This is a genomic window from Chromohalobacter sp., assembly GCF_039830575.1.
Lineage (GTDB): Bacteria > Pseudomonadota > Gammaproteobacteria > Pseudomonadales > Halomonadaceae > Chromohalobacter > Chromohalobacter israelensis.
Map to the genome: position 1 here is coordinate 301,335 of NZ_JBDOOX010000009.1, position 24,106 is coordinate 325,440.

Below are 24,106 nucleotides of genomic sequence, written 5' to 3' on the forward strand. Positions count from 1 at the left end.
GATACGCACCGTCAGAGAAACGCTCAGCCCTGAACGATGTGCAATGAAGGGGCCTCTGCGTCCAGTCGCGACAGCATCGTGTCGCTGTACCAGTCGACGAAGTCGATCACGCCGAATTCGTAGGTCCTGGAGTAGGGCCCCGGCTGGTAGGCAACGGAGTTGATGCCGCGCTGGTTTTCCTCGGCCAGTTGACGGTCCTGGTCGTTGGTGGCGTCCCACACCTTGCGCATCCATTCCGGGTCGTAGTCGACGCCTTCCTGAGCGTCGCGATGGACCAGCCACTTGGTGGTCACCAGTGTTTGCTGCGGGCCCAGCGGCAGTACGCGGAAGACCACGGCATGATCGCCCATGAAATGGTTCCATGAATTGGGCAGGTGCAGAATGCGCAACGACCCCATGTCGGGGTTCGGCAGACGTCCCATCAACCGCTGGCTGGCCGGGCGACCGTCCATCGTCATCGAGACGACGCCCTCGATCATCGGCGTGCGGGTCAAGCGGTTGCGCTTGCCGAAGCGCTTGAGCGCCCAGGGGACCTGCTGCTGTTCCCAGTGCGCCTGCTGGCGGGCGACCAGGTCGCGGTAGGCGGGCGTGGCGCGAGGGTCGTCGGTGTCATCGTACTCGATCAGCGAATTGAGCAGCTCCGGATGCGCACCGTTGCAGTGATAGCACTCGCGGTTGTTCTCGATGACCAGCTTCCAGTTGGCCTGCTCGACGATGTTCGACTCCGCCGCCACCTTGACGTTATCCATCTCGTAAGGCGCGAGATAGTCATCGAGCGTGGCCAGGAAATCGTCGATGGCCGGCGGCTGATCGGCCAGGCTGACGAAGAGGAAGCCACCGGCGTGCGTCACTGCCACCGGCTTGAGGCCGTGGGCACCGAGGTCGAAATCCTCGCCCATGTCCTGTCCCGCGAACAGCAGTCGGCCGTCGAGTTCGTAGGTCCACTGATGGTAGGGGCATACCAGCTTGGCGACCTTGCCCTTTGCCTGGGTGCAAAGTCGGGACCCCCGATGTCGGCACACGTTGTGGAAAGCATGGATCGTGCCCTGATCGCCGCGCACCACGATGATGGGATTGTCGCCGATCTGCACGGTCAGGTAATTGCCCTTGGCGGGAATTTCGCAGGTCATGCCGACGAACAGCCATTCTTGCTCGAAGATCTCGCGCATTTCCAGCGCGAACACTCGTGGATCGTTGTAGAACGGCTGCGGCAAGGAATGGTCGCCTTGCCGCTGGCGCAGCATGTCGGCGGTCGCGTCACGCGCGGCGGCCAGGGGATCGTCTAATGCGGATGTAGCGAGCAGATCCATGAAGGCATCCTCTTCGTGCGCCGGTTCGATAACGGATGGCGCCAATGACATTGAATGGGGTATGCGTGAGAGGCGCGAGTGACAAGGAGTGTGGCGTATCGCCACTCAAGCGAATTGTCTGCTCGCGACACCGGCCGATGCAGTGACGACGCCCATCGAAGACAGCGACTGCAAGGCGTGGCCGGGGCTGGCATGCGTGAGTCGTTGGCAGGCAAGTGGCCACTGAGCCGCATGATCACAATGCGCTGAAACGTCGGATACCGTCGCGCGACCAGGTAGACTTTCCATGACCCAGAATTTCTTCAATCCCGTCACGACCCAGACCTGGACGAACGGGCGCCACAACGTGCGCTGCGTGAAGGTCATCCAGGAAACCTGGGACGTTCGCACTTTCTGCTTCATGGCCGATCAGCCAGTGCTGTTCTTCTTCAAGCCGGGGCAGTTCGTGACCCTGGAGCTGGAGATCGACGGCGAAGCGGTGATGCGGTCCTACACGATCTCCAGTTCGCCCTCCGTGCCCTACAGCTTTTCGATCACCGTCAAGCGACTGCCCGACGGGCGTGTCTCCAACTGGCTGCACGAAAACCTGCAGGTGGGCAGCGAGCTGGTGGTGCACGGCCCGGTCGGGGATTTCAATGTCATCGACTATCCCGCCGACAAGGTGCTCATGCTGTCCGGCGGGGTCGGCGTCACGCCCTTGATGTCGATGACGCGCTGGTTCTTCGACACCAACGCCAATGTCGATCTGCAGTTCGTGCACAGCGCGCGCACGCCTCGCGACATCATCTTCCACCGCGAACTCGAGCACATCTTCTCGCGAATTCCCGATTTCCGGCTGCATATCGTCTGCGAGCGTGGCGATGAAAGCGGCGAACCCTGGGCGGGATTCCGCGGCTACCTGGCGCAGGCGATGCTCGAATTGATGGTGCCGGATTACCTGGAGCGCGAAATCTTCTGTTGCGGGCCCACGCCGTACATGAAGGCCGTCAAGCAGGTGCTGAAGAGCAACGGCTTCGACATGAGCCACTATCACGAGGAGTCGTTCGGGGCCACGCCCGCCGATGTCCGGGCGGATGTGGAGGAACTTGCCGAGCAGGCCGAGGCGGAGATGGAAGCCGTCGATACCGCCGACATGCTGCAGGTCGAATTCAGCAACAGTGGCAAGAGCATTCGCATCATGCCCGAAGAGACCGTGCACGCCGCCGCCGCCAAGCTGGGCCTGCACATCCCCAAGGCCTGTGGCATGGGTATCTGCGGTACCTGCAAGGTCAAGAAGCTTGCCGGCGAGGTCACCATGGAGCACAACGGCGGTATCACCGAAGAGGACGAGGCAGACGGTTATATCCTGAGCTGCTGCAGCACGCCCAAGAGTCATGTCGCCATCGAGTTCTGAGGCCCGGCATCGATACATAGGCCCGGCATGGCCGGGCGCTCAGCGTGACTCCGGGGAGGGTGTGCCCAGACGTTCGGTCGCTCGGGCGTGGCGGAGTTCACCGCGCGCCTGACGGGCGATCTTCCAGCCTCCGGATAGCGAGAGAAAGGCGAACACGCCGCCCACGATCAGGTCGGGCAAGGCGTTGCCACTGCCGAACACGCCCAGCGCGGCGAGCAGCACGGCACCGTTGCCGATGACATCGTTACGGGTGCAGATCCACACGCTCTGCATGTTGCTGTCGCCCTCGCGATAGCGCATCAACAGCACCAGCACTGCCAGATTGGCGAACAGCGCCAAGAGCCCTACCGCGCCCATGGTCGGCGCATCCGGAAAGCTGCCGGCCAGCAGGTTGTGCAGCGTGACGCCGAGTACCACGACACCGAAGCCAGCCAGCGTTGCCGCCTTGATCAGCGAGGCTCGGGCACGCCACACCAGTCCCATGCCCAGAACCCCGAGGCTGATGGCGTAGTTCGCAGCATCGCCCAGGAAATCGAGCGAATCGGCCATCAATGAGGTGGAGTCCGCCTTCACGCCGGCCAGCATCTCGACCCCGAACATCAGCGCGTTGACCACCAGCGCGATCCATAGCACGCGCCGATAGCGCGGCGTCGCTTCGGGGGAGGGAGAGGAACCGCAGCAACACGCCATGCAAACCTCATCATCGTGAACCGAATTGATGCTTGCGATTCTACAACCCTGGAGTGCACTCCAGGTCAAGCATGGCCGAAATGTGACAGTAATTTGAACGCGCAATCAAAATTCTGAATAATGAAAAAGAGAAAGTTGGATAATAAATCAACATCAGAGGGATCTCATGACACATACACGATGGCATCTCGCGCCGCTGGCGGCGCTGACGCTGGGAGCGTCCACCCTGGCCCAGGCCGACGTCAGTGTGACGCGCGGCGCCACTGACATTCCCGATGGCGAGGCCAACCACGCACAGGACATCACCATCGCCAACGACCAACTGGCCTTTGCGCTGGCCGTCGAGTCGCGGCCGCCCTGGGGCGTGCCGCGCGGGACGCTGGTCGATCTGGCGGCGGTCAAGGATGGCGAGATCGATCTGGACCGTGTCGCCTTTGCCGACTTCATTCCCAACAACTGGTCAGCCTGGCCCAATGACGGCAAGGAGGTCGAAGTCGTCGAGGAATCCGCCGAGCGCGCGGTGATCCGCGTCAGCCGCAATTTCGGCGAAGCCATGGTCACCACGACCTACACGCTGGAAGCCGGCAGCGATCGTGTGCATCTGGAAACCGTGCTCGACAACCAGGGCGACGAACCGCTGGAAGCGATTCGTTCCGGCTTCACGCTGTGGCCGGATACCGGGTATCTGTTCGGTGTGCCCGGACTGGGCGATGCCAAGGAAACCGAGGCCAGCGACGCGCTCACCGATCGCATGGTCGCCTACGACCGGGATTGGGCCTTCGCTCTGCATGCGCCCTATTTCGACCGTATCAATTACGAAGGCCAGGACATGTACCTCGAGCACAGCCTGAAGTCCGGCGAGTCGCGCCGCTTCGAAGGCTGGCTGCAGGTCGTGCCGGAAGGCGACCTGGCACCGGTGGTCGCCAACGAGATCGAGCGCAAGCAGCAGGACAGCGGCGAGATTCACGGCACGCTGCGCGATAGTGACGGCAATGCACCGCCCAATGGCGTGGTGATGATCGAGAAGGAGGGCGCGCCCTACGCCTGGACGCTGGCCGATGGTGGCGAGTTCTCGATGTCGCTGCCGGCGGGCGAGTATCGGGCCTACGCCACGGCGGAAGGTTTCGCCAATGCCGAGCCGGTCGCGCTGGAAGTCACCGACGGCAGCGAGCGCGAGTTGAACTTCGATGGCATGCGCGGGCCCGGCACGCTGTCACTGGACATTCGCGGCACCGAGAACGACACGCCGCGCGATGCGCGTCTGACGATCCTCGAAGGCCAGCAGCCGCCGGTAGAGTTCCTCGGCAAGCAGACCTTCTTCACCGAACTGGACCCCGCCGGTCACGCCGAGCTCAAGCTGGCGCCCGGCGACTACCGCCTGGCCGTCAACGCCGGTGCCGGCTTCACCGCACGCCAGCAGACGCTGGAGGTCAGCCTGGAGACCGGAGAAGAGATCGACAAGACCGTCGAAATCGAGCGTCTCGTCGAACCCAACGACGATCACTGGTATGGCGCCGACCTGCATCATCACGCCAACGTGCTGGAAGGCACCACGCCACCGACTACGGTGGTGCGTGCCCAGTTGGCCACGGACCTCGACCTGACCTTCATCAGCGATCACGACTCCACGGCCAATCACGACACCTTCCGCAAACTCTCCGCCGAGCGCGGCGTGCCGTTCATTCCCTCCATCGAGATCTCGCCCTCCTGGGGGCACATGAACCCCTTCCCCATCGAGATGAACGGGGAACTCGAGGTCGACCCCGGCACCGACGACGTGCAGGAGATCGTCAAGGACGCACACCGTCTGGGCGCCGAGGTGGTGCCCATGAACCACCCGTACAACGCCTACGGCTATCTCAGCAATCTGGGCGACGGCAAGGTACCCGGCGGCTTCACGCCTGGTTTCAACCTGCTCGAACTCAATGCCGAAGTGGACAACGAGCCGACCATTGCCGCCGCGCATCGCTTCTGGGATCAGGGGACGCGCCTGTACTTCACCGCAGGCACGGATACCCACGATGCCTGGAACGATCTCACCGGCCGCATTCGCATGATGGGGCACGTGCCCGGCGAACTGACCCCACGCGCTTTCGCCCGTGCCCTCAAGGATGGCCATGGCTACGCGACCCAGGGACCGCTGCTGTTCCCCGAGAAGCACATGTTCGGCGACAGCCTGCGCCTGGTGGAAGACGCCAAGGGCGAATGGATGGTAAACGCCACCGCCGTCAACGGCCTGGCGGAAGCCCGCCTGATCGGCCAGGGCGGCGAGGTGCTCGCCACCCAATCGCTCGACGGCACCGACGCGACGTTGACCTTCGAGATTCCCGGTGATGCCAAGGGCTGGGTCGCGCTGGAAGTCGACGATGCCGATGGCGACACCGCCTGGACGAACCCGCTGTGGCTCGAGCGTCGCAGCAAGGCCGATTATCTCGGTCACGATGGCACCAACGAGGGCGGCGCTGACGAGGAAGACGCCTGATCGCGAGATCCGGCACGCGTCACCATAACCACGATAACGCTCCGCCAAGACCCCTGTTCAAAGGGGCTTCAAGGGAATGCCACGCCTTCGGGCGTGGCTTTTTTGTGGGCGGCTGGCAGGAACTGTGTGAGGATCTCACCAAAGTCGGCCACGCTGACATTGGCGACAGGGCATCGCGGGCTCTTTCCGTCGAACTCATGGCCGCGATACCGGTCCGTGTTGGTGGGAGTCGTCAGGGAAGCCGCGTCGCATGAAAAGCGTGCGCTTCGGTCGGAGATCACAGGAGGAGCCAGGGCATGAATGCAAGCAAGATACTGCAGCAGTTGATGCAACAAGCCGGCGGTAGCCAGAAGGGCAGTGGTGTCGATGTGAAGGGGATGCTGGACGGTCTCTCGAAACAGCTGGGCGGCAGTGGTTCACACGGCAAGTCCAGCGGCGGGAACGTGGGTGGCTTCGATATGAAGAGCCTGCTCGGCGGCGGTGCCCTGGGTATGCTGGTCGGCTCCAAGCGCGGCCGCAAGATGGGCGGTAAAGCACTCAAGTACGGTGCGATCGCCGGTGTCGGCGTACTGGCCTGGAAAGCGTGGCAAAATGCGCAGAACAAGGGCACGGGCAGCGCGACACAAGAGGCTGACGAAGGCGAGCGTGTCGAGGCGCTCGACGGCGAGTACCAGGAGCGGCGTAGCCTGGAACTCTTGCAGGCGATGATCATGGCGGCTCGAGCCGATGGCCACATCGACGAGCAGGAACAGGCGCTGATCACCGAACAGATCGACGCCCTGGGGGCAGACGACGAGATGCACCGCTGGGTCGAACAGCAATTGAAGGCACCGCTGGATGCCCAGGCCCTGGCCCGTGAGGCGGACTCGCCCCAGGCGGCGCGGGAGATGTATTTGATCAGTGTCGCCGTGATCGACGAGACCACGCCGATGGAACGTGCCTGGCTCGATCAACTGGCCAGCGAGCTGGGGCTATCCCCGGAGATGGCCGCCGAGCTTGAACGCCAGGCGCAGCAGGCCGAGGCCGGTTAAGACCCGAGCCTTTCAGCGATGCGACGCCGCCAGGGTGCCCCCGGCGGCAATGAACAAGCTGCCAGTGGTGCGATTGAACAACTTCACACGGCGTGGGCTATGAAACCAGCGCCCGATGCCCGAGCCCATCGTGGCGTAGCTCGACATGGTGGTGAGGTCGATGGCCAGCCAGGTCAGCGACAGGATCGCGAATTGGGGCAGTTGCGGGGCGCCGAGATCGATGAAGCCGGGAAAAAGCGCGCCGAAGAAGAGCAGGTCCTTGGGATTGCTGATGCCCACCGTAAAGCCGCGCCGAAACAATTCCAGCCGGCCGGTACGCCCGGCTTGCACCGAACTCGCCGACGGCGTCTCCGTCGGCGACGTCGTCACGGGCGCCCGCCAGGCCTGAATGCCCAGATAAATCAGATACGCCGCGCCCAGCCCCTTCAGCAGCATGAAGGCCAGTTCCGAGGTGGCGAGAATCGCGCCCAACCCCAGCGACGAGAGCCCCATGAGCACCAACGACGCCATGGCCCCGCCGATCACCGTCGCCAAGGCGCGCTGACGGCCATGGCGCAACCCGTGGTGCATGCATAACAGTGCCACCGGACCGGGGAAGGCGATCAGTGCGGCGATAACGCCGACATAAGTGAGCCACGTCGTCAGCTCCATGGGGGAATCTCCGTTCATGAGCGGTTGCATACGGCCGCCAGATGGGCTCGCATGGCCACCGTATATTCGCGACGGCCGATCAAACGATGATATATCAATTTACTACGATAAAAAGCGCCGCGCTTCCCCGTCGCGTCTACACGATGACACCGTCCAGCAACACCACCGGGCTTGGAGATCGACCTTCGTCGGGCATAGAGTGAAAGCGGGACGCCACGCGTCGACGTGGCGATCACTTATGCGCCTCTCGAGGGCGCCGATGCGGAGGGAATCGCATGAGCAGTCACAGTAACGTGGCCGAGATCATCGTCGAGACACTGGCGGAGGCTGGCGCCAGGCGCTGTTACGGCGTCGTCGGCGATACCATCAATCACTTCACCGATGCCATTCGACGCAGTGATACCCTGGAATGGGTTCATGTGCGCCATGAAGAAGTCGGCGGCTTCGCCGCGGGGGGCGAGGCCTACATGACGCGGGAGCTGGCGGTGTGTGCCGGTACCTGCGGCCCCGGCAGCCTGCATTTCGTCAATGGGTTGTTCGAGGCGCATCGCAGTGGTTCGCCGGTGGTGTTGATCGCCTCCCAAGTGGCCACCAAGGATGCCGGTATCGGTTTTCCGCAGGACGTCGACCCCAGGGCCATCTATTCACAGTACAGCGTGTTCTGCGAGTCGATCGTCAATCCCGAACAGGCACGCCGCATGACCGCGCTGGCCGCCCAGTCGGCACTGGCCAATAACGGGGTGGCGGTGCTCGTCGTGCACGGCGATATCTTCACGCAGACACCGAGTCAGGACTTGCCGTTTCGCGCGCATCGCTTCGACCCCATCGTGCGGCCCAATGCCGAGGAATTCGTGCCTGCCGTCAAACAGCTTAATAAGGGAGGCAAGATATCCATCTTCGCCGGATTTGGCTGTGAGCACGCCCGCAGCGAGGTCATGGCCCTGGCGGCCAAGCTCAACGCGCCGATCGCCTGGACCTCGCGCGCCAAGGACTTCATCGAACCCGACAATCCCTTCGAGGTCGGCATGACCGGCGTGTTCGGTCTGGCAGGCGGTTATCATGCCGTGGCCGAATGCGACACGCTCCTGCTGCTGGGCTGCAACTTCGCCTGGGGGCAGTTCTATCCCGAGAAGGCCACCATCATTCAGGTGGATATCGACCCGCAGCAGATCGGCAAGCGTCATCCGGTGGACATCGGCCTGGTCGGCAGCGTGCGTGATACCTGCCTGGCGCTGGCCAAGATGATCGATGAACAGACCGATACCCGTTGGCTGGATAGCTGCCGCAAGCAGTACCAGAAAGCGTTGACGCATGATGCTCACGAGTCCCGCGACGATACGCTGATCCACCCGCAGGAGCTCACCCTGGCACTCAATGCGCATGCGCCCGACGATGCCTTCTTCACGGCGGACGGGGGTAGCCCGATGGTCTGGATGCTGCGCCACATTCGGGCCACCGGCCGGCGTCGTACGCTTTCCAGTCTCGTTCACGGCACCATGGCCAACGCGTATCCGCAGGCGATCGGCATTCAGAAGGCCTTTCCCGAGCGGCAAGTCATCGCCATGTGCGGTGACGGTGGCCTGACCATGCTGATGGGAGACCTCTTAACCCTCAAGCAGGAGAAGGTGCCGCTCAAGATCGTCGTCTACAACAACAGCTCGCTGGGCTTCGTCGAACTGGAACAGAAGGTCGAAGGCCTGCTCGACAGCTACACCGATCTCGAGAATCCCGAATTCGACAAGCTGGCGCAGGTCATGGGCATCTGGGGCAGGCGAGTGGAGGAGTCGCACCAGCTCGAACCCGCCATCATCGAATGGCTCGCCCATGAGGGGCCGGCACTGCTCGACGTGAAGGTCAACCGGATGGAACTCGTCATGCCGCCCAAGGTGGAAGCCGGACAAGTCGCCTCCACCGCACTCTACTCCACCAAAGCCGTTCTCAACGGGCGCATGGAGGATGTCGTCGACCTCGTCAAGAGCAACTTCTTCAAGCGCTGAACGCGTAGCCAAGTCAATGCTCACTCACGTCCGGGCACCGCCAGGTGCCCGGTTTTTATGTGCTGAGCGACGATGAGGCACCTTCAAAGTGAGTCATTACCCACCTGGCCTCGGCCCATGACCTCGACCACACTCATGCCAAGCGCCAACGCGAAGGAGGAGTGTGGATGATGCGACCGGGGTTTCTCTGTGCGACATGCGGGGTGCAGTATCCCGCGAGCGAGGCGCCGCCGCCGCGGTGCCCGGTGTGCGAGGACGAGCGCCAGTACGTGCCGGCATCGGGGCAGCAGTGGACGACGCCGACGGCCCTGGCGGCGGGGCATACCAATACCTTTCGCGAGATGGTGCCGGGGCTTCTGGCGCTGGGCACGGTGCCGAAGTTCGCCATCGGCCAACGGGCGTTCTTGCTGCGCACGCCCCACGGCAATGTGTTGTGGGATTGCCTGAGTCTGCTGGATGCGGCCACGGTTACGCTGATCGAGGCGTTGGGCGGACTCGAGGCCATCGTCATTTCGCATCCGCATTACTACGCCACCATGGCGAGCTGGGGTCGTACCTTCGGGTGCCCGGTGTACGTGCACGCGGCGGACAGCGAGTGGATCATGGCGCCGGACGAGGCGCTTTCCCCATGGCAGGGCGAGACGTTGGAGGTGCTGCCCGGCGTGACGGCACACCGGCTGGGTGGGCATTTCCCCGGGGCCAGCGTGCTGCACTGGGAAGCGCGCGGTACGCTGTTGACCGGGGATACGCTGCTGGTCACGCCGGACCGCATGGCATCCTTCATGTGGTCGTACCCCAACAACATTCCGCTGCCCGCCAGTGAGGTGGCACGTATCGGCGAACGCTTGCAGCGTCTCGACTTCGAGGCCGTCTACGCGGCATTCTGGCACAGTGAGATCACCGCCGACGCGGGGCCGGTAGTGGCACTATCGGTGGCGCGCCATTGCCAGGCACTGGAAGGCGGTGGGACGACGTGAGCGCCCACTCGGATGGCGACGATGGACACCCATGAACGGAGACGATGTCATGAAGTTGTATCTCAAGCCGGGCAGCTGTGCGATGGCGGTGCATATCGCGCTGGAAGAGGCGGAGTTGACCTACGAGATCGAGACGGTGGATCTGGCCACCAAGCAGACGGCCAGCGGCGAGGATTACCTGACCATCAATCCCAACGGCTACGTCCCCGCCCTGGTGCTGGATGACGGCGAGGTGATGACCGAGGCGGTCGCGATCCTGCTGTATATCGCCAACCTCGCGCCGGAGGCCGAACTGGCACCATCTCCGGGCAGCAAGGCCTATTTCGAGCTGTTGAGCCATCTGGTATTCATTACCACCGAGCTGCACAAGAACTTCAGCCCGTTCTTCAAGCCCAACAGCGGCGAGACGTGGCGCGCCATGGCCCAGAAGAACCTCAACGCGCGGCTGTCACTGATGAACGAGCACCTGGCCACACGCGATTACGTGGCGGGCGAGCGTTTCAGCGTGGCGGATGCCTACCTGTTCACGGTACTCAGCTGGTCACGGGTGGTGCATGTTTCACTGTCGCCGTGGCCCCACCTGGAGCGTTTCGTGGCGCGCATTGCCGAGCGCGAGTCGGTCCAGCGCGCCATGCAGGCGGAAGGGTTGAAGTGAGCGATCGCTTTCCTCCTGTCGCGGCTGTCGGGCGTGATCGCACCCGCCGGCGCCACTGACATCGATATCCACCTCGTCCAGCATGTCGGGAGGACTCAGCTTGTACCAAGCCGGGCATGACGATGATTGCGAATGCTGTGAGAGCGATGCAGTCAGTCCGTAGCCAGCGCCTGGAGTCGTACCAGCGTCTCGTCGCCCAGTCGGCGCGTGAGGGTCTCGGCGTCGCCGTGGGGGGCCAGTGCCGCTGCTTGGCCGGCCCACAGCGAGGAGAAGTCGCCACGCCCTTGGGCCTCGGCGGCTTGCTTGAGCGGGGCAAGCGCGCCACCGGCGGTGGGAAAGGGGGGAGCGGCTGGCGAGAGAGGGCCGAGTTCGCGAATCACTCGATTGACGAGGCTGCGCGCCGGGCGACCGGAGAACAGGCGGGTGACGACGGTGTTGTCGTCGCGGGCCTCGGCCAGGGCGGCGCGATGAATGTCGCTGATCAGACTTTCCGGCGTGGCCAGGTAGTAGGTGCCGAGCTGCACGCCGCAGGCACCCAGCGCGAAGGCGGCGGCGACGCCGCGTGCGTCGCCGATGCCCCCGGCGGCGATGACGGGCCGGTCGATGGCATCGACGAGCTGCGGTACCAGCGCGAAGGTGCCGGGCTGGCGGGCCATGGCGTCGGCCACCGTGTCCGCGCGGGTATCCTCGAGAAACGCGCCGCGGTGCCCGCCGGCTTCGAGCCCCTGGGCGATGATGATGTCCGCGCCGTTGGTGGCCAGCCAGTGCCCCTCGGCGACGGTGGTGGCACTGGCCATGACCGTGGCGCCGGTGGCTTTCACGCGAGCCAGCAAGGGCGCGTCCGGCAAGCCGAAATGAAAGCTCACGACCTCGGGACGCAGACGCTCGACCAGCACGCACTGGACGTCGTCGAAGGGCGTGCGCTGGGCGGCCGGGGCGGCATCCTCGGGGTCGAGCCCCGCCTCGCGGTAGAACGGTGCCAGGCGTTCGCGCCAGGCGGCTTCGGCGCCGGGGTCGGGCGGTGACGGCAAGTGGCAGAAGAAGTTGAGGTTGAGCGGGCCGGTGGCATGCTCGCGAAACCGTGTGACTTCCCGCTCGATGCGTTCGGGGGAGAGCATGGCGCAAGGAATCGAGCCCAGTGCGCCCCCTCGACTGGCGGCGATGGCCAGTGTCGCGTCGTTGGCGCCGGCCATGGGCGCCTGGACGATGGGCAGTTCGATGGCGAGGCGGTCGAGCAGTTCACGTTGCGGCCACATGGCGATGCTCCCGGGTATCACGGTGAAGGGGCGGCGACCCTGGTATCAGGACCGGCACGACCCATGATCGAATGAGCGGGTCGGGGTTGCAAGCACACTAATATGAAGATCATGCCGCAATACTTTGGTATTACGTCTTTGGTCTTGGGTGTGCAGGGTGGCGTCCGGTGATCAAGGCGCCGAGCAGTTTGATATACAAAGCCGTATCGAATATTCCGAACACTGGCATTGGCTGGCCATGAGAACACGCAGTAGGTTGGCGCCGCGAGAAGGAGCAGGCCTGATATACTCGTTCGTCATGATGCTGCGACCCCATAAGGCTAACGCATGACGCGGGATTGGTTGCGCAGGGGACTGCGCTTTTTGCTGTTCGCGATGCTCGGCTTCGTCGGGCTGTCGGTATTGCTGGTGCTGGTGTTTCGTGTGGTGCCGGTCTTCGGTTCGATGGTGATGCTGGAGCGCAAGGTCGAGTCCTGGGTGAGCGGCGAGCCGATCTCGATCCAGCAGCAGTGGCGGCCGTGGGCCGGGCTGTCCGACAACGCCAAGCTGGCGGTGATTGCGTCGGAAGATCAGCGCTTTCCCATGCATCACGGCTTCGACTTCAACCAGATGCAAAAAGCGCTCGATGCCTGGTTCAGCGGCGACAGCCTGCGCGGCGCCAGCACCATCAGTCAGCAGACCGCCAAGAACCTGTTCCTGTGGACCGACCGCAGTTGGGTTCGCAAGGGCCTGGAGGCGTGGTTCACGGTGCTGATCGAGTTGTTGTGGCCCAAGGAGCGCATCCTCGAGGTCTATCTCAATATCGTCGAATGGGACCGGGGCGTGTTCGGTCTCGAAGCCGCCGCCCAGCATTACTTCGGGGTCAGCGCCGATCGGCTCAGCGCGGCCCAGGCCAGTCGCTTGGCGGCGATTCTACCCAACCCGCGCGAGTGGAGCGCGTCGCGGCCCTCGTCGTATATCGTCAAACGTAGCCAGTGGATTCAGCGGCAAATGCGTCAGCTAGGCGGCAGCGCCTACCTCGAGCGCCTATGAGCGTGGGCGAGGGCCTTGCCCCGTCCTTGCGGTTGCCAGATCAGAAAAGGAGCCCTCATGTCCCCCACCTCCATCGCCATCGTCGGGTTCGGCAAGATCGCCCGCGACCAGCACGTGCCCGCCCTGCACGACAACGCCGCGTTCTCGCTCGACGCCGTGGCCAGTCGCAATGCCTCGCTGGAGGGCGTCGCGCATTTTCGCGATATCCAGACGCTGCTCGACGAGCGGCCGGACATCCAGGCCGTGTCGCTGTGCGCGCCGCCACAGGTGCGCTACCGCCAGGCGTGTGCGGCCATCGCGGCGGGCAAGCATGTGATGCTGGAGAAACCGCCCGGGGCGACGCTCAGCGAAGTGGAAGACCTGCGCGCCCAGGCCGAACGCGCCGGCGTGACGCTGTTCGCGACCTGGCACTCGCGGTACGCCGCTGCCGTCGCTCAGGCGCGCGATTGGCTGCGTGAGCGCCACGTCACTGCCGTCGATGTGCAATGGAAGGAAGATGTGCGGCGTTGGCACCCTGGGCAGGAGTGGATCTGGGAAGCCGGCGGTCTAGGGGTATTCGACCCCGGCATCAACGCCTTGTCGATCATCACCGCGATTCTGCCGGAGGCGTTCTTTCTCACCCAGGGCGAACTGGAGGTGCCGGCCAATCGGCAGGGGCCGATCGCCGCCACTCTGGCCTTCAGCGACCGCCGGGGCGCCGCGATTCGTGCCGAGTTCGACTGGCGCCAGACCGGGCCGCAAACCTGGGACATTCATGTCGAGACCGATGCCGGGCCGTTGGCGCTGACCCAAGGCGGTAGTTGCCTGCGGATCGGGGACGAGATCGTGCTGAAAGGCGACGACGTCGAGTACCCCGGGCTCTACGCGCGCTTCGCCGAACTCATCGCCCGGGGCGAGAGCGACGTCGACGTGGCGCCGCTACGCCATGTCGCCGATGCCTTCCTGCTCGGCAAGCGCGTCGAGGTCGAGGCCTTTCACGAGTGAGCGTCTCGGTGCTCGCGAATGAGGTCGCGCAACGCCGACATCAGCGCCGCTGCGCCGGGCGATAGGCGCTGTTCGCGCAGACTGACCAGCCCGTAGGGCTGCACGCTCAGCGCCTCGGGGAAGGGCAGGATGCGAAAGCGCGGCTGGTCGCAGAGCAACTCGGCGACTTGCCGCGTGGTTACGGTCACGGTGTCGGATTTATCGACCATGGCCAGCGCCACCAGGATGTCCGGTGTGTCGATGATCTGGCGCGGCAACGCCACGCCATGATGCAGGAACAGGTGGTCGACCCGTTGACGCATCAGCGCGCCCGGAGGTTGCAGGACCCACGGATACTCGACCATGGCCTCGAGATTGAGCGACGTGCGGTCGGCCAGCGGGTGCCCGGCACGGCACACGAAGCACAATGCCTCTTCGCCGATCTCCTCGAAGACGAAGTCGCCCGCCGGCAGCGTCGAAGGAATGCGCGCGATGGCGAAATCGAATTCGCCTTCCACGAGGCGCGGAATCAGTTCGTGGCTGACATCGACATCGATGCTCACCTTGAGGTTGGGTCGGTCGCGGTGCACGCGCTCCACGGCGCTGGTCAGCAGGGTGACGGCGGGCGCCATCACCGTTCCCACCGACACGCTCCCCGCGCTTCCCGCCTGTAATGCATTGAGTTCATCCCCTGCCTGATGCAGCGACGACAGGATGCCGCGCGCATGACGAATCACCGTCTCGCCGTACCAGTTGGGCGTGATGCCGCGAGGATGGCGCTCGAACAGCGCCAGGCCGAGTTGACCTTCGAGTTCCCCCAGCAGCTTCGACGCCGCGGGCTGGCTCATGCCCAGGCGCTCGGCGGCACGATGCAGATTGCGCAGGTCGTCCAGGGCGATGAACAGCTGCAGATGGCGCAACTTTAGTCGCACCCGCATGAACCAGTCATGGGGTAAAGGGCTCATGGTGTCTGGCCTCGCATAAAATTAATAACAAAATGTATATCAATAATTCTGTCAAGTGGCATTAGTCGGTTATTTCGCTTATGCCTATTGTTCAGAGTCTGAAAGAACCGTCTTTGACACAACAACAACCCGTTCACGGGACAGGAGAACGCCGGATGTCACTCACGCTATCCACCCCGCGCAAGCTACTCGGACTGGCCGTCGGCATGGCGCTCAGCGCCAGCCCGCTACTGGCCCAGGCGCAGAGCGACGACGAGGTCAAGATCGGCTTCATCGTCAAGAAACCCGAGCAGGCATGGTTCATCAACGAACAAGACGCCGCGACCCAACTCGGCGAAGAGAAAGGCTTCGAGGTGGTGCGTCTGTCCGGCGAGGATGGCCAGGAAGTGCTCAGTGCCATCGATAACCTCCATTCCCAGGGAGCCGAGGGCTTCGTGATCTGTCCCCCGGATGTGCGTCTGGGGCCGGCGATCATGAACCGTGCCGAGCAATACGGCATGAAGGTGGTGACCGTCGACGACCGTTTTGTCGGCGGTGATGGTGAGCCCATGGAGGAGGTGCCGCACCTGGGGATGTCCGGCTACAAGATCGGCGAGCAGGTCGGCAATGCCATCGCCGAGGAGATGGAACGTCGCGGCTGGGACCCGGAGGAGGTCGCGGCGCTGCGCATCACCAACTACGAGTTGCCCACCGCCAAGGAGCGTACCGACGGGGCGACTGCCGCGCTGCTCGACTCGGGCTTCAAGGAAGCCAACATCTTCGATGCGCCGCAGCAGAACACCGATACCAGCAGTGCCTTTGCGGCGGCCTCGCCGGTCTTCTCCAAGCGCAGCGACTTCGAGCATTGGGTGATCTACGCGCTCAATGAGGAAAGCGTGCTGGGCGGCGTGCGGGCCAGCGAGCAGTACGGACTCGATCCCGACCAGGTCATCGGCGTGGGGATCAACGGCTCCGGTGCGGCCTTCGCCGAGTTCTCGCGCGAGACGCCCACCGGCTTCTACGGCACCGTGGCGGTCAGCTCGACCATGCATGGACGCCAGACGGCCGACAATCTCTACCAGTGGATCACCGAGGACGAGAAGCCGCAGGCCAACACGGAAACCACGGGCAAGCTGATGACCCGCGACAACTGGGAAGACGTTCGGGAAGAGCTGGGCTTGTGAGCGTCGCGCCCGCGTTCAACGCGCGGGCGCTCCCATGTTTTCGCAGGAGTCCTGTATGTCAGAGGCTTTCTTACGCTTCGATGGAATCAGCGTCGAGTTCCCCGGCGTCAAGGCCCTCGACGAGGTGAGCTTCTCCGCGCGTGCCGGGGAAGTGCATGCCTTGATGGGGGAAAACGGCGCCGGCAAGTCGACGCTGCTCAAGGTGCTCAGCGGCGTCAATCGGCCCTCGTCGGGCCAGCTGTGGATCGACGGTCAAGCGCATGTCTTCACCAATGCGCGCGAGGCGCTGGCGCACGGTATCGCGATCATCTACCAGGAACTCACGCTGTCACCCAATTTATCGGTGGCCGAAAACCTGTTGCTGGGGCAGTTGCCCGAGCGTCGGGGGTTCATCGACCGACGTACCATGAAGGCACGTGCCCGCGAGATTCTCGAGGAACTGGGCGAGGGCGACATCGACCCGGCGACCAAGGTACGGGAGCTCTCCATCGGGCAGCAGCAGATGATCGAGATTGGTCGGGCGTTGCTGCGCGACGCGCGGATCATCGCCTTCGACGAGCCGACCAGTAGTCTCTCCGTGCAAGAAACGCGGCAGCTCAAGCGCATCGTCGCACGACTGCGTGACGAGGGGCGTGTGGTGCTGTACGTCACCCATCGCATGGAAGAGGTCTTCGAGATGTGCGATGCGGTGACCGTGTTCCGTGATGGTCGCCACATTCGCACCCACGAGACGCTGGAAGGGCTCGATCACGACATGCTGGTCGGCGAGATGGTCGGCCGACAGATCGACGACGTGTATGGCTTCCGTCCACGCGACATCGGCGATGTGCTGATGCGTATCGACGGCCTTCAGGGGCGCGGGGTCAACGAACCGGTCAATCTGGAGGTGCGACGCGGCGAGGTGCTGGGGTTGTTCGGCCTGGTGGGGGCAGGGCGTAGCGAGCTGATGCGACTGGTCTGCGGCGTGGAAAAGGCCAGCCGCGGGCAGGTCGCGTTGCGGGGCGAGACGCGTGTCTTTGCCTCGCCGCATCAAGCGATCCGCGCAGGCATCGCTATGTGTCCGGAGGACCGCAAGTCCCAGGGGATCTTCCCCGTGGCCAGCGTCTCCGACAACCTCAACATCAGTTGCCGGCGTTTTTTCCGTCGCTGGGGCATGTTCCGGCACGCCGCACGCGAGACCGACAACGCCAAGACCTACATTCAGCGCCTGAGCATCAAGACGCCGAGCCATCGCACGCCGATCAATACCCTGTCCGGCGGCAACCAGCAGAAAGTGATTCTCGGTCGCTGGCTGGCCGAGGAGATCGACCTGTTCGTGATGGACGAACCCACGCGCGGCATCGACGTGGGGGCGCGTCGCGATATCTACGCCTTGTTGTACGACCTGGCGGAGCAGGGCAAGGGGGTGATCGTGATCTCCAGCGACCTCGCCGAGGTCAGCTCGATCTGCGATCGCATCGGCGTCATGCGTGACGGCGTCCTGGTCGACATCGTACCGCGCGAGCAGGCAACCCAGGCGCGTCTGCTCGGTCTGGCCTTGCCCGCATGAGCCGCTCATTCATGACAATACCAAGAGATGGATCGCCATGAGCACAGATAAACTGGCTGCCAGCGACAACACGTCATCGGCACCGAAACCCCGTGCCAAACCGCTACGCACCCTGCTCGACACCTCCGGCCTGATCGCCATATTCCTGGTGCTGTTCGTGGCCCTGGCGCTGTTCGTGCCGGACTTCCTGACCGGGCGCAATATCGTCGGGTTGCTGCTCTCGGTGACCTTGATCGGCACCATCGCCACGACCATGATGATGGTCCTCGCGCTCGGTGAGGTGGATCTTTCGGTGGCCTCGATCGTGGCCTTCACCGGGGTCGTGGCAGCGGTCGTGACCTCGGCCACCGGCAGCGTGTTCGTCGGCGTGCTGGGGGGCGTGGCCGCCGGCGGTGCGGTGGGGGCGTTCAATGGCTTCGTAGTGGCCAAGTTCGGCATCAACTCGTTGATCGCCACCCTGGCGGCGATGGAGTTCGTGCGCGGCCTGGCGTACATCACCTCCGGCGGCGACGCGGTGATGGTGACCGTGCCGAGCTTCTTCAGCCTGGGGAGCGCTTCTTTCCTGGGACTGACCCTGCCGGTGTGGACGATGATCGTGTGCTTCGTGATCTTCGGTATCGTGCTCAACATGACGGCCTTCGGTCGCAACACCCTGGCCACCGGGGGCAACGCCGAAGCGGCGAGCCTGGCGGGGGTCAACGTGCGTCGCCTGAAAATCGCGGTGTTCGCGCTGCAGGGCGTCGTCGCCGGGGTCGCCGGGGTGTTGCTGGCCTCGCGCATGGGCCTGGGCGATCCCAACACCTCCATGGGGCTGGAGCTCGCGGTGATCTCCGCCTGCGTGCTGGGCGGCGTGTCGCTTTCCGGCGGGGTCGCCTCGATCACCGGCGTGCTGGTCGGCGTGCTGATCATGGGCTGCGTGCAGAACGCCATGGGGCTGCTCAACGTACCGACCTTCTATCAGTACCTGGTACGCGGGGCGATCCTGCTGCTGGCGGTGATGTTCGACCGCTGGAAGCAGACCCGGCGCGCCAAGGGATGACGATGCCGGAAAGGGCACCGCGTCTGCGCGGCAAGCATGTCTTCATCACCGGGGCCGCGGCCGGCATCGGCCAGGCCATGGCCGAGGCCTGCGTTCAGGAAGGTGCGCGCGTCTCGCTGGCGGATATCGATCTCGAGGGCGTGCAAGCCGTCGCCCGGCAACTGCGCGATACCGGCGGGGTGGCAGTGGCGATGAGCTGCGATATCGCCGAGCCCGCGTCGGTGGACGCGGCGCTCGAGGCGGCTCGGGGAGCCCATGGGCCGATCACGACCCTGATCAACAACGCCGGGCGCAACGTCTTCCACACGCCGCTTGAAATGCCCGAGACCGCCTGGCAGCGCTGCATGTCGGTGGACCTGGAGGGCGCCTGGCATTGCGCGCGCGGTGTGTTGCCGGACATGCTCGCGCAGGCGAGCGGCAGCATCATCAACGTGGCCTCGACCCATGCGTTTTCCATCCTGCCGGGTTGCTTTCCCTACGCGGTGGCCAAGCACGGTCTGATGGGGCTGACGCGATCGCTGGGGATCGAATATGCTCGACAAGGCGTTCGCGTCAATGCCATCGCGCCGGGCTATATCGCCACGCCCGCGGTCGAGGCACACTGGCAACGATTCGACGATCCGGACGCGGCCAGGCAGCGGATCGAGGCGCTGTTGCCGCCGGGGCGCCTGGGAGCGCCGCGAGAGGTCGCCATGACCGCGGTCTTTCTCGCCTCCGACGAGGCACCGTTCATCAACGCAAGCTGTATCACCATCGATGGCGGGCGCAGCGTGGTCTATCACGACTGAGCGACCCACCGTCACCGATTCGACCTTCAGGAGAGCCCATCACATGCAACTCGCACAAGCCCGGAACGACAACGGCGAGCGTTTCGTCCTGGTCATCGAGGACGATCCCACCCAGGCGCGCCGCCTGGATGACGTGAACAGCGTGCATGCCCTGGCGCTCACCGCGCTCGATCGCAAGGTCGGGCTCGCCGCGCTGATCAAGGAATGGCCCGGGGATGCACGTGTCGATGCCGTGGCCCTGGCCGACAAGGGGCAACTGCTGGCGCCGCTGGATCATCCCGACCCGGCGCACTTGCTGGTCACCGGCACGGGGCTGACGCACCTGGGCAGCGCCGAGGGGCGCGACAAGATGCATCGTCAGATGAGCGAAGCGGATCAGAGCGATCAGCCGCTGACCGATTCGATGAAGATGTTCCGCAAGGGGCTGGAAGGCGGCAAGCCCGCGCCCGGCGATTTCGGCGTGCAACCCGAGTGGTTCTACAAGGGCGACGGCGGCATCGTCATGGCGCCGGGCGAGGCGCTGCGCATGCCGCATTTCGCGCTGGATGGCGGTGAGGAACCGGAAGTCGCCGGTCTCTACCTGATCGACAACGACGGCGTGCCACGGCGCATCGGCTATGCGCTGGGCAACGAGTTCTCGGATCACGTCACCGAGCGCGAGAACTACCTGTACCTGGCGCATTCCAAATTGCGCGCCTGCTCCTTCGGCCCGACGCTGCTGATCGACGAGTTGCCCGATGACGTGCAAGGCACCTCGCGCATTCGGCGGGGCGACGAGGTGTTGTGGGAAAAGCCGTTCATCTCCGGCGAGGCCAACATGTGCCACACCCTGGCCAATCTCGAGGCCCATCACTTCAAATATGCGCAGTTCTGCCGTCCGGGCGATGTCCATGTACACTTCTTCGGCACCGCGACGCTGAGCTTCAGCGACGGCATCATTCCCCAACCCGGTGATGTCTTCGAGATCGACGCCAAGCCGTTCGCCCTGCCGCTGCGCAATCCGCTTTCCAAGGACGCCGTCGCACCGGCACCAAGCGTCCAGCCGCTGTAACGTCTCGCCTCGAGACACCCATGCTCACGGCAACGGCCGCTGGAATCTTCCAGCGGCCGTTGCGGTTGGGAGGTGGATGCGTGCGACTCAGTTCATCGCCTGGGGCAGATACAGCGCGATACCCGGGAAGAGATGCAGCAGCACGACGGCGAGGATCATCAGCAGGAAGAACGGCAAGGTCGCACGGGTGATGGTGACGATGTCCTTGCCGGTCAGCCCCTGAATGACGAACAGATTGAAACCGACCGGTGGCGTGATCTGCGACATTTCCACCACGATGACCAGGTAGATGCCGAACCAGATCAGGTCGATACCAGCGGCATCGATCAGCGGCATGATGATCGAGGTGACCAGCAGGATCAGCGAGATGCCGTCGAGAAAACATCCCAGTACCAGCAGGAAGAGCGTCAGCACGACCAGCAGCATGGTCGGAGACAGCCCCATCTCGGCGATAGCGTTGGCGAGCTGCATGGGCAGTTGCGTGAAACTCATCGCCGAGGAGAGGAACGAAGCACCGGCGATGATGAAGGCGATCATGCAGGCGGTGCGCAGCGCCGCGAAGAGCGAGTCGAGGAAGATGGCCTTGTCGAAATGGCCGTTGCCCCGCGCGATCGCCATCGACAGCACCACGCCCACGGCGGCGGCTTCGGTGGGCGAGGCCAGCCCGCCGTAGATGCTGCCCAGAATGCCGCCGATGAGCAGCAGCAGCGGAATCAACTGGGCGCTATTGCGGAGCTTCTGTCCGAACGGCATGTGGGCCGCGCCTTCACCGGCACGCCCCTGGCGGTTGCCGACCAGCAGCGACCAGCCGACCAGGTAGGCCATGAACAGCCCGAGCAGCAACAGGCCCGGCAACACGCCGGCGATGAACAGACGCGAGATCGATTGTTCGGTCACCACGCCGTAGACGATCATCATGATCGAGGGCGGAATCAAGAGTCCCAGGGTCGATGCGCTGGCCAGCGTGCCGATGGCCATGTTGCCGTCGTACCCTCGCCGCTCCAGTTCGGGCAGGGTCATCTTGCCGACCGTGGCACAGGTCGCCGCCGAGGAACCGCACACCGCGGCGAACAGGCCGCTGCCGATGATGTTGGAATGCAGCAGGCGTCCGGGCAGGCGGTTGAGCCAGGGCGACAGGGCGCGAAACATGTTGTCGGCCAGACCCGAGCGGAACAGGATTTCTCCCATCCATACGAACATCGGCAGCGCGGTCAGGTCCCAGCCGTAACTGGCCCCCCAAAAGTCGGACGCGAGAATCGGCCCCGGGGCGAAGCTGCCGAAGAACGTCAGCGCGACCCAGCCGGTGCCGAGCAGGGCGAAGGCGATCCATACGCCACCGCCGAGCAGTAGCGCGAGCGTCAATATCGTGACGAGGCTGAGCGTCAGCATGCCAGGACTCCCTTCAGCGAGTGATGGATCATGCGTCACCATCCCGTGGCGCAGGCGCCACATAGGAAGCCGGCGCAGTGAGGGCCGTGTGCAGGGTGCCCCACAAGGTCTCGATGAGCGCCAGGCACATCAAGGCGATACCGACGACGAGCACGCTTTGCGGCATCCACAACGGAATGGCGAGCAGCCCCGAGGAGACATCGCCGTATTCAAGGCTTTCGCGCACCAGGCCGACCAGTTCCCAGGTCAGCAAGAGACTCAAGGCCAGGGCCACCAGCAGGCAGAGGGTCTCGACCCACACGCGCGCGCTGGGCGGCAGGCGCGAGATGACCAGGGTGACGCGAATGTGAGCGTGGTGCGTGAAGGTGTAGGCCATGCTCAAGAACGTGGCGCCGACCAGCAGGTAGGCCGCCATTTCCGAGACACCGGCAATCTCGATGCCCAGGCGAGTGCTGCCCATCAGGACCAGCAGGGCGTCCAGGCAGCGCAGCAGCACCTGCAGCGTGACGATGGTGCAAATGGCCAGCATGCAGGCTGCGGCCCCCCAGGCACCGAGGCGGTAGAGTCTGTCGAGTCGATAGGTCATGTCGGTCACTCACGAGTGCGAGGGTGAGCACGGGCCCCGCTCGCCGTCGATGACGCGCGGGGCATGCAGGACGAGTCACGAGGTGTGTGCGATTATTCGGCGGCCTGGCGCTTGCGATAGCGCTCGATCAGCGTCTTGGCCTGTTCACCGGCATGCGCTTGCCAGTCTTCGAAGAGCGAGTCGCCGGCGGCCTTGAGGTCCTCGGCCAGGCTCGCGTTGGGCTGGGAAATGCTTACGCCATGCGCTTCGAGGGCCTTGGCGCTTTCCGCGCTGTCCTCGCGACTGGCCTGCCAGCCGCGACGCTCGGCTTCGGCGGCGGCGTCGAGCACGGCTTGCTGGGTCGCGTCATCGAGACGGTCGAAATCCCGCTTGTTGACGAACACGATGTTCTTGGGCAGCCACAGATTGGCATCGCTGTAGTGCGAGACGTAATCCCATGCGGACATCGAATTGCCGGTGGAGACGGAGGTGATCATGGCATCCACGCGGCCGGTGCTGAACGCCGTGGGGATGTCGGCTTCCTCGGTTTCGGTGGGAAGCCCGCCAAGGTTTGCGACGAAGCGCTGGGTATTGATGTTGGGGGCACGCACGCGCAGTCCCTCGAACTGCGAGGCATCGGTCAGCTCGAAGTCGGTATAGATGCCTTGCGCGGGCCATGGCACGGCGTAGAGCGGCATCAACCCTTCCTCGGCGAACATCTGGGTAATGATCGGCTTGGAGGCCTGCCACAGGTCGTAGGCGTCTTCATACCCGTTCGCCAGCCCCGGCAGCGTGTCGACCTCGTAGATCGGCGATTCGTTGGACAGCGAGGAAAGAAACACCTCGCCCGCCTGCACGGTACCGCGTCGCACGGAGGGCTTGATCTCCGAGTGCGCGATCAAGGAGCCGCCGCTGTGCACGCTGATGGACAAGTCGCCGTCGGTGGCCTCGGCGACATCCTCGGCGAATTGCTTGGTGTTCTGGGTATGGAAGCTGGCATCGCCATAGGGCGTGGCGAGATTCCATTGTGCGGCCATCGCGCCGCCGGTCACGCTGAGCGAGCCTAGCGCCGCCAGCCAGGCGAGAGAGTGCATCGTGCGCATGCTGGGTTCCTCATTGTTATTGAAAGGAGGTGTTCGAATGCGTTGCTCAAGGTGCCT

At 64.2% G+C, this 24,106-nt stretch carries 21 protein-coding genes; 13 read left to right on the plus strand and 8 right to left on the minus strand.

Annotated elements, in window-relative coordinates:
- Window positions 1-23: 23 nt before the first annotated feature.
- A complete protein-coding gene (locus ABGX75_RS08385) occupies window positions 24-1,310 on the minus strand; it encodes an aromatic ring-hydroxylating dioxygenase subunit alpha (RefSeq protein WP_035410998.1) in 1,287 nt (428 codons plus the stop codon).
- Window positions 1,311-1,596: 286 nt separating this feature from the next.
- On the opposite strand from ABGX75_RS08385, the gene ABGX75_RS08390 reads away from it, so the two are divergent.
- Complete coding sequence (locus ABGX75_RS08390; protein ID WP_011506308.1) at window positions 1,597-2,703, plus strand: hybrid-cluster NAD(P)-dependent oxidoreductase; 1,107 nt, start codon at window positions 1,597-1,599, stop codon at window positions 2,701-2,703.
- 39 nt (window positions 2,704-2,742) lie between these two features.
- Here ABGX75_RS08390 and ABGX75_RS08395 read toward each other — a convergent pair whose 3' ends face one another.
- Window positions 2,743-3,393 carry a cation transporter gene (locus tag ABGX75_RS08395; protein WP_011506309.1) on the minus strand — a complete coding sequence of 217 codons (651 nt, stop codon included), beginning with the start codon at window positions 3,391-3,393 and terminating at the stop codon, window positions 2,743-2,745.
- 166 nt (window positions 3,394-3,559) lie between these two features.
- Between ABGX75_RS08395 and ABGX75_RS08400 the strand changes: the two genes are divergently transcribed.
- Entirely contained in the window at window positions 3,560-5,875 is a 2,316-nt protein-coding gene (locus ABGX75_RS08400) for a CehA/McbA family metallohydrolase (protein WP_110062599.1), read from the plus strand.
- 296 nt (window positions 5,876-6,171) lie between these two features.
- Window positions 6,172-6,906, plus strand: a complete 735-nt coding sequence (locus ABGX75_RS08405) for a tellurite resistance TerB family protein (protein WP_110062598.1) — start codon at window positions 6,172-6,174, stop codon at window positions 6,904-6,906.
- A 12-nt stretch (window positions 6,907-6,918) separates the two neighbouring features.
- Here ABGX75_RS08405 and ABGX75_RS08410 read toward each other — a convergent pair whose 3' ends face one another.
- The gene (locus tag ABGX75_RS08410) at window positions 6,919-7,557 is read right to left on the minus strand and encodes a LysE family transporter (RefSeq protein ID WP_011506312.1); all 639 of its coding nucleotides are present in this window, start codon (window positions 7,555-7,557) and stop codon (window positions 6,919-6,921) included.
- A 275-nt stretch (window positions 7,558-7,832) separates the two neighbouring features.
- Here ABGX75_RS08410 and ABGX75_RS08415 point away from each other — a divergent pair, with 275 nt between their 5' ends.
- The 3 genes from ABGX75_RS08415 to gstA all read left to right on the plus strand — a co-directional run bounded on the left by ABGX75_RS08415 (window position 7,833) and on the right by gstA (window position 11,186).
- Entirely contained in the window at window positions 7,833-9,554 is a 1,722-nt protein-coding gene (locus ABGX75_RS08415; protein ID WP_110062597.1) for a thiamine pyrophosphate-dependent enzyme, read from the plus strand.
- Window positions 9,555-9,721: 167 nt separating this feature from the next.
- Window positions 9,722-10,531 carry an MBL fold metallo-hydrolase gene (locus tag ABGX75_RS08420; RefSeq protein ID WP_110062596.1) on the plus strand — a complete coding sequence of 270 codons (810 nt, stop codon included), beginning with the start codon at window positions 9,722-9,724 and terminating at the stop codon, window positions 10,529-10,531.
- A 31-nt stretch (window positions 10,532-10,562) separates the two neighbouring features.
- On the plus strand, window positions 10,563-11,186 hold the full coding sequence (gstA, locus tag ABGX75_RS08425) for a glutathione transferase GstA (RefSeq protein ID WP_258305916.1): 624 nt from the start codon (window positions 10,563-10,565) through the stop codon (window positions 11,184-11,186).
- A gap of 152 nt (window positions 11,187-11,338) precedes the next feature.
- Here the strand turns inward: gstA and ABGX75_RS08430 are convergent, their stop codons facing one another.
- Window positions 11,339-12,442, minus strand: coding sequence for a nitronate monooxygenase family protein (locus ABGX75_RS08430; RefSeq protein WP_347410721.1), 1,104 nt, complete (start codon window positions 12,440-12,442; stop codon window positions 11,339-11,341).
- A 327-nt stretch (window positions 12,443-12,769) separates the two neighbouring features.
- On the opposite strand from ABGX75_RS08430, the gene mtgA reads away from it, so the two are divergent.
- Window positions 12,770-13,474: a monofunctional biosynthetic peptidoglycan transglycosylase gene (gene mtgA / locus ABGX75_RS08435; protein ID WP_224113610.1), complete on the plus strand. Its 705-nt coding sequence runs from the start codon at window positions 12,770-12,772 to the stop codon at window positions 13,472-13,474.
- A 57-nt stretch (window positions 13,475-13,531) separates the two neighbouring features.
- Entirely contained in the window at window positions 13,532-14,458 is a 927-nt protein-coding gene (locus ABGX75_RS08440) for a Gfo/Idh/MocA family oxidoreductase (protein WP_179152660.1), read from the plus strand.
- On the opposite strand, the gene ABGX75_RS08445 is transcribed toward ABGX75_RS08440, so the two are convergent.
- Window positions 14,449-15,402 (minus strand): LysR substrate-binding domain-containing protein, encoded by a 954-nt coding sequence (locus ABGX75_RS08445; RefSeq protein WP_011506321.1) that lies wholly within the window; start codon window positions 15,400-15,402, stop codon window positions 14,449-14,451. The genes ABGX75_RS08440 and ABGX75_RS08445 overlap by 10 nt on opposite strands.
- A 155-nt stretch (window positions 15,403-15,557) precedes the next feature.
- Between ABGX75_RS08445 and ABGX75_RS08450 the strand changes: the two genes are divergently transcribed.
- The 5 genes from ABGX75_RS08450 to araD1 are packed head-to-tail and all read left to right on the plus strand — an operon-like array spanning window position 15,558 to window position 20,992.
- Window positions 15,558-16,565, plus strand: a complete 1,008-nt coding sequence (locus ABGX75_RS08450; protein ID WP_347410722.1) for an arabinose ABC transporter substrate-binding protein — start codon at window positions 15,558-15,560, stop codon at window positions 16,563-16,565.
- A gap of 55 nt (window positions 16,566-16,620) precedes the next feature.
- Window positions 16,621-18,114 carry an L-arabinose ABC transporter ATP-binding protein AraG gene (gene araG / locus ABGX75_RS08455; protein ID WP_128690211.1) on the plus strand — a complete coding sequence of 498 codons (1,494 nt, stop codon included), beginning with the start codon at window positions 16,621-16,623 and terminating at the stop codon, window positions 18,112-18,114.
- Window positions 18,115-18,151: 37 nt separating this feature from the next.
- On the plus strand, window positions 18,152-19,153 hold the full coding sequence (gene araH / locus ABGX75_RS08460) for an L-arabinose ABC transporter permease AraH (RefSeq protein WP_011506324.1): 1,002 nt from the start codon (window positions 18,152-18,154) through the stop codon (window positions 19,151-19,153).
- 2 nt (window positions 19,154-19,155) lie between these two features.
- On the plus strand, window positions 19,156-19,941 hold the full coding sequence (locus tag ABGX75_RS08465; protein WP_347410723.1) for an SDR family oxidoreductase: 786 nt from the start codon (window positions 19,156-19,158) through the stop codon (window positions 19,939-19,941).
- 43 nt (window positions 19,942-19,984) lie between these two features.
- The gene (gene araD1 / locus ABGX75_RS08470; protein WP_347410724.1) at window positions 19,985-20,992 is read left to right on the plus strand and encodes an AraD1 family protein; all 1,008 of its coding nucleotides are present in this window, start codon (window positions 19,985-19,987) and stop codon (window positions 20,990-20,992) included.
- Window positions 20,993-21,079: 87 nt separating this feature from the next.
- On the opposite strand, the gene ABGX75_RS08475 is transcribed toward araD1, so the two are convergent.
- From ABGX75_RS08475 to ABGX75_RS08485, 3 genes are all read right to left on the minus strand, one after another.
- Window positions 21,080-22,381, minus strand: a complete 1,302-nt coding sequence (locus tag ABGX75_RS08475) for a TRAP transporter large permease subunit (protein WP_011506327.1) — start codon at window positions 22,379-22,381, stop codon at window positions 21,080-21,082.
- A gap of 28 nt (window positions 22,382-22,409) precedes the next feature.
- Window positions 22,410-22,967 (minus strand): TRAP transporter small permease, encoded by a 558-nt coding sequence (locus tag ABGX75_RS08480; RefSeq protein ID WP_128690215.1) that lies wholly within the window; start codon window positions 22,965-22,967, stop codon window positions 22,410-22,412.
- Window positions 22,968-23,059: 92 nt separating this feature from the next.
- Entirely contained in the window at window positions 23,060-24,049 is a 990-nt protein-coding gene (locus tag ABGX75_RS08485) for a TRAP transporter substrate-binding protein (protein ID WP_347410725.1), read from the minus strand.
- Window positions 24,050-24,106: the final 57 nt, after the last annotated feature.